The organism is Burkholderia sp. ZZQ-2 (genome assembly GCF_050768715.1).
GTDB classification, from domain to species: domain Bacteria; phylum Pseudomonadota; class Gammaproteobacteria; order Burkholderiales; family Burkholderiaceae; genus Burkholderia; species Burkholderia cepacia.
This window is the reverse complement of sequence record NZ_LDVA01000351.1, coordinates 68837-84922: the sequence shown is the minus strand read 5'-3', so window position 1 is coordinate 84922 and position 16086 is coordinate 68837. Positions and strand designations below refer to the sequence as shown.

General features: G+C 68.2%; 14 protein-coding genes. 8 read left to right on the top strand and 6 right to left on the bottom strand.

Going from position 1 to position 16086, the window contains the following annotated elements:
* Positions 1-23: 23 nt before the first annotated feature.
* The 4 genes from ABY44_RS34490 to ABY44_RS34475 form a co-directional block, all read right to left on the bottom strand.
* Positions 24-944, bottom strand: a complete 921-nt coding sequence (locus ABY44_RS34490) for a hypothetical protein (RefSeq protein WP_431643426.1) — start codon at positions 942-944, stop codon at positions 24-26.
* Entirely contained in the window at positions 941-1315 is a 375-nt protein-coding gene (locus ABY44_RS34485) for a hypothetical protein (protein WP_155637892.1), read from the bottom strand. Before ABY44_RS34485 ends, ABY44_RS34490 begins: the two co-directional genes overlap by 4 nt.
* A 317-nt stretch (positions 1316-1632) precedes the next feature.
* A complete protein-coding gene (locus tag ABY44_RS34480) occupies positions 1633-2130 on the bottom strand; it encodes a hypothetical protein (protein WP_155637893.1) in 498 nt (165 codons plus the stop codon).
* Between the two features lie 256 nt (positions 2131-2386).
* On the bottom strand, positions 2387-2761 hold the full coding sequence (locus ABY44_RS34475; protein ID WP_027790038.1) for a nuclear transport factor 2 family protein: 375 nt from the start codon (positions 2759-2761) through the stop codon (positions 2387-2389).
* A gap of 103 nt (positions 2762-2864) precedes the next feature.
* Here ABY44_RS34475 and ABY44_RS34470 point away from each other — a divergent pair, with 103 nt between their 5' ends.
* From ABY44_RS34470 to ABY44_RS34455, 4 genes are all read left to right on the top strand, one after another.
* Complete coding sequence (locus tag ABY44_RS34470) at positions 2865-3845, top strand: LysR family transcriptional regulator (protein ID WP_060172387.1); 981 nt, start codon at positions 2865-2867, stop codon at positions 3843-3845.
* 153 nt (positions 3846-3998) lie between these two features.
* Entirely contained in the window at positions 3999-6395 is a 2397-nt protein-coding gene (locus ABY44_RS34465; RefSeq protein ID WP_060172389.1) for a DNA polymerase II, read from the top strand.
* A gap of 155 nt (positions 6396-6550) precedes the next feature.
* Positions 6551-6874: a DUF4148 domain-containing protein gene (locus ABY44_RS34460; protein WP_431643424.1), complete on the top strand. Its 324-nt coding sequence runs from the start codon at positions 6551-6553 to the stop codon at positions 6872-6874.
* Between the two features lie 108 nt (positions 6875-6982).
* Positions 6983-8110: a J domain-containing protein gene (locus ABY44_RS34455; protein WP_060172391.1), complete on the top strand. Its 1128-nt coding sequence runs from the start codon at positions 6983-6985 to the stop codon at positions 8108-8110.
* Positions 8111-8178: 68 nt separating this feature from the next.
* Here ABY44_RS34455 and ABY44_RS34450 read toward each other — a convergent pair whose 3' ends face one another.
* Positions 8179-9555, bottom strand: coding sequence for a pectin acetylesterase-family hydrolase (locus ABY44_RS34450; RefSeq protein WP_060172393.1), 1377 nt, complete (start codon positions 9553-9555; stop codon positions 8179-8181).
* Between the two features lie 66 nt (positions 9556-9621).
* The gene (gene plcR, locus ABY44_RS34445; RefSeq protein WP_060172395.1) at positions 9622-10341 is read right to left on the bottom strand and encodes a phospholipase C accessory protein PlcR; all 720 of its coding nucleotides are present in this window, start codon (positions 10339-10341) and stop codon (positions 9622-9624) included.
* A 431-nt stretch (positions 10342-10772) separates the two neighbouring features.
* Here plcR and ABY44_RS34440 point away from each other — a divergent pair, with 431 nt between their 5' ends.
* From ABY44_RS34440 to ABY44_RS34425, 4 genes are all read left to right on the top strand, one after another.
* Complete coding sequence (locus ABY44_RS34440; RefSeq protein ID WP_060172397.1) at positions 10773-11999, top strand: amino acid deaminase/aldolase; 1227 nt, start codon at positions 10773-10775, stop codon at positions 11997-11999.
* A 65-nt stretch (positions 12000-12064) separates the two neighbouring features.
* A complete protein-coding gene (locus ABY44_RS34435) occupies positions 12065-13477 on the top strand; it encodes a D-arabinono-1,4-lactone oxidase (protein WP_060172399.1) in 1413 nt (470 codons plus the stop codon).
* Entirely contained in the window at positions 13474-14658 is a 1185-nt protein-coding gene (locus tag ABY44_RS34430; protein WP_060172401.1) for an MFS transporter, read from the top strand. The genes ABY44_RS34435 and ABY44_RS34430 overlap by 4 nt, the downstream gene beginning before the upstream one ends.
* Before the next feature lie 137 nt (positions 14659-14795).
* Positions 14796-15992, top strand: coding sequence for a porin (locus tag ABY44_RS34425; RefSeq protein WP_060083031.1), 1197 nt, complete (start codon positions 14796-14798; stop codon positions 15990-15992).
* Positions 15993-16086: the final 94 nt, after the last annotated feature.

Here is a 16086-nt window from a genome sequence, read left to right as displayed (position 1 = left end):
CACGCCATATCCGCTTGCGGGTTTCACGCCGACGGCATGCCTTGCGACGGTCCAGCGGTCTCGCGACGCGCAGCGGCATAGAACACGCGGAACCACACCCAGTAGGCCGCGCCGGTTGCGGCGAGAACGACGACCGGCATGATGCCGGACATCAGGCTGGCTATTCCGAGCACGTCGCCCACGAGGCGCAGCACCGCATAAGCCAGCAGCAGGACCGATGCCATCGACGCAAGCGACGCCCCCAGCAGACGCCGGACGTGCAGTCGACCGAGATCGCGAGGCAGGCCGAGCATCGCGCCTGCGAAGACGATCGCTGCGGGAACGACGATCCCCCCGACGTAGTTCAGCATCACGAGCTTGAGATCGTCGTCGAAATAGTCGAGCAGGATCATCACGGCCTGCGTCATGAAGAGCAGCAATACGCTGGCAAACAACCAGGCCGCGAGACCCGCAATGCGCCGCCGCGCATTGCCGCGCGGCGCCCCTTGCAACGCGTCGTTGCGAAACAGGTGGGTGACGAACCACCACGCAAGCCAGGCGACCAGCGCATAGAGGACGGCATTCACCGGCGCGATGAGCGTCACGATGTGCGTCAGGCTCAGGGAACCGCCGCGCAACATGCCCACGAGCGCCTGGAATACCAGTACCTGCACGACCTGCCAGACCAGCAGGCACAACGCAAAGGCCGTCAGCGGCAACGCGGGGCGACGGAATGCAAGCTGGTCCCGATACTCTCCGTGCCAGCGGACGATCAGGAACACCAGGCCGCTTCGAAACACCAGGCTCCCGATGAAAGTGGACAGTTGCACGGCCAGCATATTCACGGACGGCGAAGACTTCGTCGACCACACGTAGAGGCCGATCAGAAATTGCGCCGCGGTAATGACCGCCGCGATGAGCGCGGCGATACCGGGTAAAGAAATTTGCCGGGAGGAGGCGTTCATGGGGAGTCCGGGGTAAATGGGTTCATCGGCAATGCGTGCGGCGCCGCACTTCCAGGCAAACCGAACAGCCGCGCCATCCCCGCAGCAACAGGACGGCCGGGCATCCGCCGGGAAAATGCGCGTGTGCGTTTCGTGCGGTGCTTCCGGGCAACGACCCACGGCACCAATCGGGGCGACACACCGGTTGCGACCGTTTCCGGCGAACCGGCTGTCCGGCCAAGACCCTCGAGCGTGTCGCGCAGAAGGGCCCGCCCCGGCAGCCCGAGGACGAGCGACAGCGAGCCGGATTCAATCGGGATCAGTGGATGCGTGCGGTTTTGCGGTCGATTGCCTTCGCTCAGGTCGAGCGACAGGCCGGTCGACTGCGGCATGGAGGCTTTCACCAGCGACGACTGGAAGCGAGGCTGGCGAAGTCAGGTCGGCATGCGTCATGCGCTCCCACGCAGCTTGCGCGATGTGTCGGCACGTCATCGCGACCGATGCAGGACTGCCCGGCCCTGCGGTGGGGAATCGGAGCACGATTGCCAAGCCGGGAATTGAACGCGACAAGCAATGCTTGCCGAGCCGGCCGTTCCGCAATTGCTTCCATCATGCGGTGCGCATTCATGGCGCCTCTCTCAGAATGATGTTGTTCTTGACCGGCGATTCTACGAATGATGATTCCGTGACGTCAATCGGGCCGGATTCATCAGCATGCCGGCGGATGATCGGGATCGGACAGGCATGTGTCCCGATAGGCGTCGTCGACGGCACGCAGAAACGCCTTCCGTCCGCTCTCCAATGCCGTGGCCGTGTGCGCGTCCGGCGAGACAGGCATCACGCGGCCGTCAGGCGACATCGAATATCCGAGATCGACGAACGCATCGTCCGGCGCGCGCTTCGTTCCGATCCAGTAGCCGATCGAAACCGAGCCGGCGACGCCGGTCGCGCCGTTGTAACCCACTTCGAATCGTCCGGCCTTGAAGATGCGCGGCCGCATTTTTTCCGCATAGGCCAGCACTTCGGCAACCGTTGCGCCATCTTTTGTCCGATGCTGCCTGACCGCCTGTATCCAGTTGGCTTCCGTGGTCGCCGGCAATGCCTTCACTTTCGGGGAAGCGCATATCGCACGCCCGCTTCCACACAGGCAGGCCGCAACGACGACGCAGCCGGCAACACGTGCGACGCGATCAATCGCGAGTTTCATTCAATGATCCTTGACGGGTTCAATCGAGCCCGAATCTTACGATCATCGGCCCGGATGCCGGAACGGTATCGCGCACCCCGTCCCGGCACTGCCCCGCCCAAGCGCTGAAATCGGCCGCCCGGGCATCCACGACGAGCGGGCGTCTCGACAGCGTTCGAGCAGGGTCCCATACGGATTCACCCCGTCGATGCCGCGACACCGCATTTCGTCGGCGCAAAAAACCCGGGAACCCGATGCGCATCTGCCGCGCGGCGCTTCAGTCGAACGTACGCACCACGGCGGATGCCTTGGTTGCGATCAACCAGCTGCCGTCCACCTTGTGCATGACGAAGTGATCGTTGAAGAGCCGGTTGCCGATCCGCACCCGCACCGTCGCCGTTGAAAGGCCGTCCGACACATGCGCCATCGAGAGGATCGCCTCGTCCCTGGGCGCGCCGGTCGATCGCGGACTCGGCCTCCCGTTGATGAGCGCCGCATACTCGTGCGACGCCAGCGTGCGAAACCGGCCTTCATCGAGCCACTGAATCATGCAGCTCGGGTGAAAAACCTTGTCGAAGTCGCGGCTCTTCGGCTCATAAGCCAAATTGAAGTAGTCGTCGATCAACGCGACTACGGCCTGGGTCTGGGTCATGGCTGGCTTTCCTCGATAGTGAACCGCTCGTATAGTGAGCGATCGCCCCCGCCCTCGGCTACGGCGACCCGGTTATCGCTGCCATTACAGGAACACATGGATCATGGAAGACCTCGACGGAGGACTGGTAAGCGGCTTGCTTGTCCTTGCGGCCCTGGCCGAATCCGGGAGCTTCGGTCGAGCGGCCTCCCGCCTCGGCAAGACTCAGCCCGCGGTCAGTCGCGCGATCCAGCGGCTGGAGGATCGCCTGCGCGCGAAGCTCGTGCATCGCACCAGCCGGCACGTCGAAGTGACGGACGCGGGCCACGAACTGTTGTCGAAGGTGCTGCCGTTACTGCAGGGGATCGAGGAGGCGACCGCCGGCACGTCCGGCCAGGCCTCGGTCGCCAGCGGCACGCTCCGTGTGGCGTGCGATGCCGCGTTCGCCCGCCTTGTGCTCGCGCCGGAGCTGGCCCGGTTCATGAAGGAACACCCCGCTCTGCACCTGAAGCTGGAGACCCGGAACGACCTCTCGGACCTCGTCAGCGACGGCTTCGATCTCGCCATCCGCTTTGGCCCCCCATCCGTTTCCACCTTGGTCTGTCGAAGGCTGTACAGCCCGCGGGTGCTGACGGTGGCCGCGCCGTCCTACCTGGAGCGACGCGGCCGGCCGAGGTCGCCGCAGGATCTGGTCGACGACGGCCACGAATGCATCCTGGCCATCGACCCGGCTACCGGCCGCCCCTTCGACTGGGAATTCTGGCGTGACGGCGAAAAAGTGAAAGTAGCCGTAACCGGCAGCCTGACCGTCACGGATGCGGGCACCAAGATCGGCGCCTGCGTTGCAGGCTTCGGGATCGCCCAGGTGATCGACCTTGGAATCGACATGCACCTGCGTGCCGGCACACTGGAGCCGGTGCTGACCGACTGGTGCGACGAGACGTTCCCGCTATATGTCTACTACCCCAGCCGGAACCACGTTCCGGCCAAGGTGAGAACGTTCATCGACTTCGTCGTCGGCATGATGCCCAGGCTGCAGTCCAATGGCTACGGCGCGTGCCGGCAACCGCCATCCGCCGTGCTCGAAACGCTGCGGCGCGAGTAGTCGCCTTCTTTCCGTCGCGCGCCAGCCGGCACGCGGAAGATCGCGCAACGCCCGCCGGCTTCCTGCCACCTGTTGCCACGCGCGCGCCCGTCGGCACGGCCGCCATTCAAGCGCTAAAATCCGCCGCCTGGGCATTCACGACGAGCAAGCGTTTTGACGGCGTTCGAGCAGGGTTTCATCCTCACCCGCCATTGGCGGGACACCGCATCCGGCATCGAGATCGAGTTCTGGCTGGCAACCGAACACGGTCCGCGCCGCGTGCGCCTGCGCCCGCAGGAAGCCGTCGCGTTCATCCCCGCCGAACAGCAGGCGCTCGCCGAACGCGCGCTGGCGGGCGAGCACGACGCCGAGTTGCGCCCGCTCGCGCTGCGCGATTTCCGGCAGCGCCCCGTCGTCGGCCTCTATTGCAAGCGCTATCGCCATCTGTCCGGGCTGCAAAAGCGCCTCGCCGCAGCCGGCGTCGACGTCTACGAAGCCGACGTGCAACCGCCCGACCGCTACGCGATGGAACGCTTCATCACGGCATGCGTGCAGTTTCGCGGCCGGCCCGGCCGCGACGGCACGCTGACCGGCACCGAGCTGAAAGCCGCGACCGGCTACCGCCCGGCCCTGCGCTGCGTGTCGCTCGACATCGAAACCAGCGTCCACGGCGAGCTGTATTCGATCGCGCTCGAAGGCTGCGGGCAGCGGCAGGTCTACATGCTCGGCCCGCCGAACGGCGATGCAAGCAGCGACGCAGGCAGCGACGCAGGCACGCGGGACTTCGACCTCGACTATTGCGACAGCCGCGCCGCGATACTCACGCGGCTCAACGACTGGTTCGAAACACACGATCCCGATGCCGTGATCGGCTGGAACCTCGTGCAGTTCGACCTGCGCATCCTGCATGCGCATTCGGAGCAATACGGCATCCCGCTGAAGCTCGGGCGCGGCGGCAGCGTGCTCGACTGGCGCGCGCACGGCCAGCAGCCGGACCACTTCTTCGCGGGCGCGGCCGGCCGGCTGATCCTCGACGGCATCGACATGCTGAAATCCGCGACGTGGACGTTCCCGTCGTTCAGCCTCGAATACGTGTCGCAGGCACTGCTCGGCGAAGGCAAGTCGATCGACAATCCGTACCAGCGGATGGACGAGATCCAGCGCCGCTTCGATCACGACAAGCCGGCGCTCGCGCGCTACAACCTGAAGGACTGCGAGCTCGTCACGCGCATCTTCGACAAGGCGGACCTGCTGTCCTTCGCGCTCGAACGCGCGAGCGTGACGGGCCTCGCGGCCGATCGCACCGGCGGGTCGGTCGCGGCCTTCACGCACCTGTACCTGCCCCGCATGCACCGGCTCGGCTACGTCGCGCCGAACCTCGGCGACGTGACGGGGCAAAACAGCCCCGGCGGCTTCGTGATGGATTCGCGCCCCGGGCTGTACGACTCGGTGCTCGTGTTCGACTACAAGAGCCTCTATCCGTCGATCATCCGCACGTTCCTGATCGATCCGGTCGGGCTGATCGAAGGGCTCGCGAATCCCGGCGACGACGCATCGGTGCCCGGCTTTCTCGGCGCGCGCTTCTCGCGTACCGCACACTGCCTGCCCGATATCGTGCGCCGCGTGTGGGAAGGCCGCGACGATGCGAAGCGGCAGCGCAACGCGCCGCTGTCGCAGGCGCTGAAGATCATCATGAATTCGTTCTACGGCGTGCTCGGCTCGACGGGCTGCCGCTTCTTCGACCCGCGCCTCGCGTCGTCGATCACGATGCGCGGGCACGAGATCATGCACCGCACGCGCGAGCTGATCGAAGCGCAGGGCTACGAAGTGATCTATGGCGATACCGATTCGACGTTCGTGTGGCTCGGCCGTGCGCACGACGACGATGAAGCCGGCGCCAAGGGCCGCGCGCTCGTCGAACACGTGAACCGCTGGTGGCACGCGCACCTGCGCGACCACTTCGGGCTCGAGAGCGCGCTGGAGCTGCAGTACGAGCGGCACTACCGCCGCTTCCTGATGCCGACCGTGCGCGGTGCGGAAGAAGGCAGCAAGAAGCGTTACGCGGGCCTCGCCGCGGCGGCCGACGGCGGCGAGGATCTCGTGTTCAAGGGGCTCGAAACGGTGCGCACCGACTGGACGCCGCTCGCGCAGCAGTTCCAGCGCGAGCTGTATCGACGCGTGTTCAGCCGCGAGCCCTACCAGGATTTCATTCGCGACTACGTGCAGCGCACGCTGGCCGGCGAATTCGACGACCAGCTCGTCTACCGCAAGCGCGTGCGCCGGCCGCTGCGCGAATACGAGCGCAACGTGCCGCCGCACGTGCGCGCGGCGCGGATCGCCGACGAGTTCAACCACGCGCAGGGCCGGCCGTTGCAATATCAGCGCGGCGGCTGGATCAGCTACGTGATGACGACGGCCGGCCCCGAGCCGCTCGAGACGATGCGCTCGCCGATCGACTACGCGTTCTACCTGAGCCGCCAGTTGCAGCCCGTGGCCGACGCGATCCTGCCGTTCCTGCGCGACGATTTCGAACGCGTGATCTCCGGGCAGGGGCAGTTGTTCGGCGATTGACGACGTGGCGGCACCGCGGCATGGCACGCCTGTCGCCCACTGTGGCGCATTCCGGAAACACAGTTCACCCGGAATCGGCATTTATCCGGCCGGCACGGATTCCTAAACTTGCTTCGTCGGTTCGCTGAACCGCCACGCAACCGTCTGAGGAAATCATGAAATCGATCATCGCCACCGTCGTCGTCGCCACCGCTGCCGCGACTGCCCTGCTCGCCGCGCCGGCCGTGTCGTACGCGCAGTCGTCGCACTCGACGCTCACGCGTGCGCAGGTACGCCAGGAACTGTTCGACCTCGAAGCCGTCGGCTACGACCCGGTCGCCAGCAACGGGGACAACTATCCGGGCGACATCGTCGCCGCGCAGGAGCGCCTGACCGCCAAGCGTTTCGCGGCACGCAACAACGCCGCTGCCGCCTATGGGCCGGGCGGCACGCCGGGCACGGATGCGGGCGCACCGGCGGTCGCGGCGCCGCGGCCGTAACGCGCAGCCGGAAGCGCCGGCGAAGCAGGCCGTTGCGCGCCGCCGGCCGCACATCCGGCTAGAATACCGGCCTGCTGCGCGTCCTGCCGCGGCCGGAGGACATTCATCATGACCGCACGACGCGGTGCCGCGGTCGTCATTGCGCCCGGCCACGAGACAGCCAGCCTGTCGAAAGCCCATAAGACGTTCAATACGCTCGTCCAGCAGATCGAAACACGGCGCGAACGCCTCGGCGCATGGGACGCCGTGACGCCGGCCTTCCACAAGAAATTCGTCGACGGGCTGCTGCCGCTCGAGCAGGCGGCGACGGCGTTGCGGATCAGCCTGCTCAACCGGCTCGACGACGCGTTCCTGCAAAAGGGCTTGAGCAAGGCCGAGCAGCGCACGCTGTCCGACGTGATCGCGAACATGGCGCGCGACCTGCTCGACGTCAGCGACGACGCGCAGTTGAAGATCATCTACAACCGGCACCGCGCATCCGGCGACGACGACCGTACGGCAGCCGATCGCGCACGGCCGAAGCCGGCACCGGAGCCGGCGCCGGCCCCCGCGCCGGAAGACGATCTCGACACGCTGTCGCCCGACGAACTCGCCGAGCGCATGCAAGCCGAGCTGGACGAACAGTTCAGGCGCGACATGGCCGAGCACGAGGCCCGCGAGGCGCAGCGCGCGAAACGCAAGAAAACGCCCCGGCAATCGGCAGCGCAAGCGAGACGCGAAGCCGAGCAGGCCGAATCGAGCAAGTCGATCCGCGACGTTTATCGCAAGCTCGCGAGCGTGCTGCATCCCGATCGCGAAACCGATCCGAAGGAACAGGAACGCAAGACCGTACTGATGCAGCGGGTCAACCACGCGTATGCGAAAGGCAACCTGCTGCAACTGCTGGAACTGCAGCTCGAGATCGAGCAGATCGACCGGCGCGCGATCGACGGCCTCGGCGAAGACCGGCTGATGCGCTACAACGGCATCCTGGAGGAACAGGTGCGCGAGTTGGACCAGGAGATCCGGCACGTCGAAACCCACTTCCGCCGAACCTACGGCATCGCATCGTCCGTCAAGATCGCGCCCGATACGGTCATGCGGATACTGACGCGCGACATTGCCGGCATGCAGCGCAGCAACCAGGACCTGGCCATCGCGGTGCGCGAATTCGACGACCCGGACAACGTCAGGGAATGGCTGAAGGAGATGAAGCGCCGGCCGGCATCGTCCCGCTTCGACGACGATTCGTACTGAACGCACGCGCCCGGCGCAACGTCGGCACGGCGCAGAGCAGCGCACCGCGCCGCGCCTCCGTCACCCGTTCACGCCCGGTGCCCCGAGATCGGCCCCGCTTCGCCGGTCAGGTTGAACACGCTGTCGATCCACGCGAGAAACGTCGAGAACGTGAAATCCGACCACTGCTGCGTGCGGAACGCCTTCATCACCGGCGTCTCGGCCGGGTCCTGCTGGTTCAGCAGGTTGTCGACGAACGTGCCGATATCCGCGTCGGTGCCGTTCTCGTGGATCCCCGACCCGGTGAAGCTGACCGCCGTCACCTGATGGTTGGCGATGAAGTCGTTGCGCGCCCACGGCATGAAGTAGCCGAAGTTCGGCAACGGGTTCAGCGTCTGCTTCAGCCCGTCCAGCTCCTTCCCGAACATCGCGAGCGACAGCGCGTCCTTCGTCGCGTCGTCCGGCGCAGCGATCACGGCCGGCACGAACGCGCGATAGTGATACGCGGCGATGATCTTGTCGCGCTGGTAGCTGGAAAAACCGAAGCGATCATGCGGAAAGGTCGCCGACAGCGCCGCGTACGCGCTCCCCATGTTGCCGGGGTCGAACCGGCTGGTCAGGCGGCTGTTCACGGTGATCATCCCGTCGGGGCCCGTCATCCCCCACTCGGTGCGCACGCGGTCGTACAGGCCGACCGACGGATGCGTGGCCGCGTCCGCATCGAACGGCGTGTTGAACACCGTGCCGGCGTCGTCGAGCAGCGAACTGTGCGCCTGCGGCTGCAGCGTGTTGCGCAGCGTCGCGTAGTTCGCGAGCGTGCCGTAGCCGCCCGCGCTCATCCCGTACACGAGCAGCCGGTTCGGCTTGCCGAAGCCGTGCGACGTCAGCCACTGCGCGACGGCCTGGATGTTCTTCAGCCCGCTGTAGTGCTGCAGGCGCCAGTCGCCGGACGGCGACGTGTAGTTGCGCACCGCGCTGCCCATGTGGATATCTCCGGTGCAATAGGGCACGAAAACCTGTGTCCATTGCTGCGTTTCGACCTTCGGCTCGCCGACGAGAATGTGCGCGAGATCCATGCGCGTCAGCAGCGGCGACAGGAACGACGACAGCAGGCTCTCGTTCGCGGTGCCGTTCATGTAGTTGTGCGGGATGCCGTCCGGGTTGAAGCCGCCGAGGCCGGCCTCGGCACCGGTCGACGTCTGCGTGCAGGTGCCGTAGTCCCAGCACGCGCCGCCCGGCTCCATCATGTACAGCAGGTTGTCCGACTGCGCGCGATTGATGTAGAAGCGCATCGGCGTGCCGTTGCCGCACGATGCACCGGTGCTCTCCGGCAACGTCACTTCGTACCACGAATAATAAGGAACCGACGGATCCGGCATCGTCGTATCGGCCGCGTGACCGTTCAGTGCCGCGCAACCGAGCAGCGCGGCAACGGCCGCGCTCAGCAGGCATCGTGCTGTGGACATCTCCCCTCCTTGTCGATGGACATGACGCGGCCGCCGGGCGCCGCCCCGGCCGCGCGGATTCGGCGCTCAGTGCACGCCGGACGGTGAAGCGCCGTCGAACAGCTGGACGCGCAGCGCCTGCAGGCGTTGCGCGATGACGGCTTGCTGCTGGTCGGGATCGGGAATGCTCGCCTGAACCTGCCGGACGACGTCGCGGCTCTGCTGTTCGTACGAGAGATAGCGCGGGTCCTGCGCCGGCGACGGGCCGACCGTCCGCTGCGCATAGGTGTCCCATTGCGCGCGCATCGACCGGATCGCCGCGCCGCGCGTCGCCGGGTCGGCTTCGGTGTCGGTCAGCAGCGCCGCGCTCAGCGCTTCGGCCTGCACGGGCACGATCTCGTTGCGCGCGACGTGGTCGGGAAGTTCGTCGAGAATCCGGCGCGCGAGCGCGTCGCGCTCGGTTGGCGGCAGGCTGTTGCGGCGATCGCCGTAAGCGGCGACCTCGTCGCGGAAGCGCGCGAATGCGACGATGCGCTTCACTTCCGCGTCCGCATCGGGGCGCCCGGCAAGGCTGCGGCGCAGCGCGTCGACGTCGAGCCGTCGCTCCTCGGGGCCCGGTGTCGCGGCGCCGGTGCCGGTACCGAACGTATCGGCCGCGCCGGACCGCGTGCCCGCCGTCGCGACCGGCGTGCCGGACGACGCGGCTTGCGCCGGTGTCGCCGCTTCGTATCGCCAGATCGCGACGGCGGCCACGCCGATCGCCGCGATCGCGCCCGTGCGCCGCCAGAGTGCCCTGTTCTTCTTCACGTCGCCTCCTCGTCACGTCATGCCGTTCTTCGCCGGTGCATCCGCGAGTAGGTTCTAGGTCGAATCCGGCATGCAGTCAAAAGCGGCACTAGAACGCGGGCACTAAACCTGCGCGCAGCGGCGATGGCCGGCAAGACGTTTGAAACGCATTTCGTTGTCGCATCGGCACGCGCGTGATGTCGAGCGTCGTGCCCGTCCGGCGGCGGTTCGCGCCGGCACACGCGATGTGCGCCGCGACACCAAGCAAGCAGCGATCCACCTTCACGGGGCGCGACGCTCACGCTTGCGCGTGGCCGATACGGATGGCCGGATAAGACCCGCCGAACGACCCGCTGAGCGCTTGGTCGTCATTTTGGCCGGCCCTATGCTGGTTTCCGACACGCGCCGAACGGTCGGCGCGGCACACACCCCACCCCAGCCGAGCCCGTTCCATGAGCCGTGCAGACCTTCCGCATCGCGCACCCGCCGCCGTCCACGACTATCCGACCTACCGCGACGCGCTCGCGGGCCGCCGCCTTCCCGCCGCATTCGTCGATCTCGACTGCCTCGACGCGAACCTCACCGACCTGAAGCGCCGCGCGCGCGGCCTGCCGATCCGACTCGCGACGAAATCGGTACGCTCGCGCGAACTGATCGGCGCGGTGCTCGCCGCCGGCCCGTTCATGCAGGGGCTGCTGTGCTATTCGGCCGCGGAAGCCGCGTGGCTTGCGGACGGCGGGTTCGACGACATCGTCGTCGCCTATCCGACCGTCGAGGCCGACGACCTTCGCGCGGTGGCCCCGCAGCTCGGGCGGGGCCGCTCGATCACGCTGATGGTCGACGATGCCGCCCAGGTCGACGCGATCGACCGCCTCGCACGCGCGGAAAGCGTGACGATCCCGCTCGCGATCGATCTCGACATGTCGTCCGCGTATCCGGGCCTGTATTTCGGCATGTACCGCTCGCCGGTGCGCGACGTGGCCGCTGCACTCGCCCTCGCGAACCGCATCGGCGAGCGGCAGCACGTGCGGCTCGACGGGCTGATGGGTTACGAAGGACAGATCGCCGGCGTGGCCGACACGGAGCCGGGCAGCGGCGCGCGCAACGCGCTGGTGCGCCACCTGAAGCGCCGCTCGGCGCGCGAGATCAACGCGCGCCGCCACGCGGCCGTGCAGGCGCTCGCGGCGGCGGGCCACACGTTGCGCTTCGTGAACGGCGGCGGCACCGGCAGCTTCGAAAGCACGCTGGGCGACGCGTCGGTCACCGAGCTCGCCGCCGGCTCCGGCCTCTACGCGCCGGCGCTGTTCGATCACTATGCGGCGTTTCATGCGCAACCCGCCGCCGGCTTCGCGCTGCCGGTCGTGCGGATTCCGCAGCCGGGCATCGTGACCTGCTCGGGCGGCGGCTATATCGCGTCGGGCCCGGCCGGCAAGAGCCGGCTGCCCCGCCCGTGGCTGCCGGCCGGCTGCACGCTGATCGACAACGAAGGCGCGGGCGAGGTGCAGACGCCCGTGCGCGTGCCGCGCGGCGTCGCACCGGCGATCGGCGATCCGATCCTGTTCCGCCACGCGAAGGCCGGCGAACTGTGCGAACGCTTCAACACGCTGCTGCTGATCCGCGGCGGCCGCGTGGTCGGCGAGGCGCCCACCTATCGCGGCGAAGGCAAGAGCTTTTTCTAGCGGGCCGCGCAGCCCGTCGCTCAAACCGTTCACCTCATTCGATCGACAACCACGGAGACAATGCCATGTGGCGTAACTGGTCGGGATATGTCTGCAGTCCTGATGCAACCGTGTCGACGCCCGCGTCGCACGCCGCGCTCGCAGCGGTGCTGCGCGAAGCGGCGTCAGCCGGCGCCACCGTGCGCGCGGCCGGCGCCGGGCACTCGTTCTCGCCGCTCGTGCAGACCGACGACGTGATCCTGTCGCTCGACGCGATGCAGGGCGTGATCGACGTCGACCGCGACCGGCGCGTCGCGCGCGTGCATGCCGGCACGCGGCTGTGGGCGCTGGGCCCGGCGCTCGCCGCGCACGGCCTCGCGATGGAGAACCTCGGCGACATCAACGTGCAGTCGATCGCCGGCGCGACCAGCACCGGCACGCACGGCACCGGCATCACGCTCGGCAACCTGGCGACGCAGATCGACAGCCTGACCTTCATGTGCGCGGACGGCAGCGAGATTCGCGCGAGCGCCGACACGCATCCCGAGCTGTTCGCCGGCGGCCGGATCGGGCTCGGCGCGCTCGGCGTGCTGACCGAGATCGGCCTGCGCCTCGTGCCCGCGTTCAAGCTGCGCCTCGAGCGCGGCGGCATGCGGCTCGACGATTGCCTCGCTCAGGCGGACACGCTGATCGCCAGGCATCGCTCGTTCGAGTTCTACTGGTTCCCGCACACGGACACCGTGCTGACCAAGGCGTGGGACATGACCGACGAGCCGGCCGACGCAGTGCACTGGGCGAGCCGCGCGTCCGAGTCGTTCCTCGAGAACACGGTGTTCGGCGCGCTGTGCGGGCTCGGCCGGCGCGTGCCGGCGCTGTGCCCGCCGTTGAGCCGGCTGTGCGCATCGACCGTGTCGGCCGGCCGGCACGTGGATGCGAGCTACGCGATGCTGTCGACGGTGCGCCGCGTGCGCTTCAACGAAATGGAGTGGTCGGTGCCGGCCGACCGCGGCGCCGACGCGCTGCGCGAAATCCGCGCATTCATCGCGCGCCGCAGCTTCCCGCTGATGTTCCCGCTCGAATACCGCTGGGTGCGCGGCGACGACATCTGGCTGAGCCCCGACTACGGGCGCGACAGCGTACGCATCTCGGCGCACCAGTATCGCGGGATGCCGTTCGACGCGTATTTCTCGGGCGTGCAGGCCATCTGCCGCAATCACGGCGGGCGGCCGCACTGGGGCAAGGTGCATGCGATGAAGGCCGCCGAGCTGGCGGCGTGCTACCCGCACTGGGACGATTTCCTCGCGCTGCGCGAGCGGATGGACCCGCACGGCCGCTTCCTGACGCCGTACCTGCGTACGCTGTTCGGCCTGCCGCAAAGCGCAGGCGCAAACGCAAGCGCCACCGCTCGCGCCACGCCGGCCCGCCGGGGGATACACCCGATGCACGAAACGGCCGGCGTCGCGCAAGACCGGCCGCGATCCAGCCAGGAGGCCTCATGAGCACAGCCACGCCGCACGCGGCCGCGCAGTCGCGTCCCGATCCGTCGACCGGCGCCGTCGTCCGCCTTGCGCTCGCGTTCGCGGCCGCCACCAACGGCCTGATCCTGTCGCCGTTCCTCGTCGCGGCGGTGATGACGCGCTTCCGGCTCGACGAAGGCACCGCGACCGCGCTCGTCAGCGCCGAGATCCTCGGCATCGCGATCAGTTGCGCGCTGCTGTCGCACCGGATCGCGCGCGCCGCGCGGCCGTTCACGCTGGCGGGCCTGATCGGCACGATCGCCGGCCAGGCCCTCGGCGCGGTCGCGCCCGGCATCGTGTCGGCGGCGCTCGCACGCGGGATGACGGGGCTGTTCGAGGGCATGCTGTTCGTCGTCGTCGCGTCCGGCGTGTCGCAGCGCGCATCGACCGACCGCCTGTGGGGGCAAATCAACCTGCTCGCGGGCATAGTCAACGGCGGCATCCTCGTGCTGATCTCCGCGCTGCCGGCCGCGTGGCTCGGGCGCTGGGTGTTCGCGCTGCTGGCCGCCGTCGTCGCTGTGCTGGCGCCCGCGATCCGCGGCATCGACGCGTTCGCGAGCGCGCCCGCGCAGGCCCGCTTGCGCGCCGGCACGCTGCCGTGGCGGCCGGTGATCGCGATCTGGGTCGTGACGGCGCTCGTCTACGGCGTGCAGGCGTCGCAATGGGCGATCGCCGGCTTCGTCGGCGAGCGTGCCGGGCTGTCGCCCACGACGATCGGCGTGCGGCTGTCGGTGTCGTCCCTGCTCGGCTTCGTCGGCGCGGCGATTCCGTCGCATCCGGCCAGCCACCGGCACCGCCTCGCGCTGATCTGGGCCGCGCAGCTCACGATGATCGCGTCGATCGAATGGTTCTTCGGCGCGCGCGGCGGCAGCGCGTACTTCCTGAGCCAGTTCGTGCTGAACAGTGCGTTCTTCGTGATCGTGCCGTTCCTCACCGGCATGCTGTCCGACGTCGACCCGGACGGCTCGCTGGTCGCGCGCACGCTCGTCATCACGTTCTTCGCGGCCGGCATCGGCACCGCGCTGTCGGGCGCGCTGCTCGGCCGCTTCGGCGGCACGCGCGTCGCACACGTGCTGTGCGTGGCCGTGCTGGCCGCCGCCCCGTTCGTGCGGCTGGCGCTGCGCCGCGCGGCACCCGCTGCCGTGGCCGGCGCGGCGCCCTGACCGCAGTGCGCCATGCCGTGGCCGCGACGCACCACGAGAATGGCCGCCGCGGCCTTGGCCCGCGCAAATTTGGCTTTCTACAGTCGTTCCCGGCGGCGCGAGCCGTCCGTCCCCAGTTCGATGCGGAGTCCAGAAGAATGAATCGTCACGATAGCGTTCGCGCCGCGTGCTGCGCGATGATGGTCCTGGCCGGTACCGGTGCGCACGCGCAAGGCAACGTGACGCTGTACGGCGTGATCGATGCGGGCATCCGCTACGAAACGCACGGCGTGTCCTACGGCGCCGACGGCACGCCGGTGTCGACGGGCCGCAAGATCTCGATGGCCGACGGGGGCGGCCTGACGGAAAGCTACTGGGGCCTCAAGGGCAATGAGGATCTGGGCGGCGGGTTGTCCGCGCAGTTCAACGTCGAAAGCCACTTCGGCCCCAACAGCGGCGCCATCGTGCCGGCCGGCTCGCCGAATTTCTTCCAGGTCGCGTACGTGGGGCTGACGTCCACTTCGCTTGGCCAGCTCTCGCTCGGGCGCCAGTACAACGTGCCGTTCGAGATGGCGTCGCTGACCTTCGGCTCGAACCTGTGGGCCGGCCCGCAGGACCCGTACTTCAACCTGTTCAAGCCGGAGCAGACGATGCTCGCGGGCGCGCGCACCAGCAACATGATCCAGTACGGCGCGCAGCTCGGCAGCTTCTACCTGCTCGCGCAATACGCGCCGGGCGGCCACGCGGGCGGCGGCGTGCGCGGCGGCCAGCTCGGCGCGGCCGCCGCATATGCGCCGGACAAGGGGCCGTTCACGGTCGGCGCATCGTTCATGCGCAGCTGGGACGACGTCACGCACGGGAAATTCGACATCTACACGGGCGGCGGCTCGGTGACGATCGGCAACGCGACCGTCAACGCCGGCTACATCGAGAACGCACGCGACAACGACTTCACGTCGTTCGAGAACGGCCCGTTCAGCCCGACCGATCTGGCGGGGCTCGGGATCATCTCGCCCGCGCAGGTCGTCGACCCGACCGTGCCCGGCGGGTTCCGCCGCCGCAAGATGGCGCTCGCGGGGCTCACCTACCGCTTCACGTCGGCGTTCACGGCGGCCGTCAACGCGTGGTGGACGCAGCAGTCCGGCTATACGGCGGATTTCGACGGCCGTGCGCGGCAGTTCCAGGTGATCGCCGGCTACAGCCTGTCGAAGCGCAGCATGCTCTATGCGGAAGTCGACTACGCGATCTACCGCGGCGGGCTGGTCGGCGCGCAATTGGTCGGCGTAAACGGGCAGGCGCCGAGCACCAGCACCACGCAGCTCGGCGCGACGGTCGGCCTGCGTCACTACTTCTGAAGCGGGGCCGCGCGGGATGTGGGCGATCGCGGCCGGGGCGGCACCGGGTCTCCGGCCGGGCGGGACGAGTACAATCCATGGAAAAAAATACGGA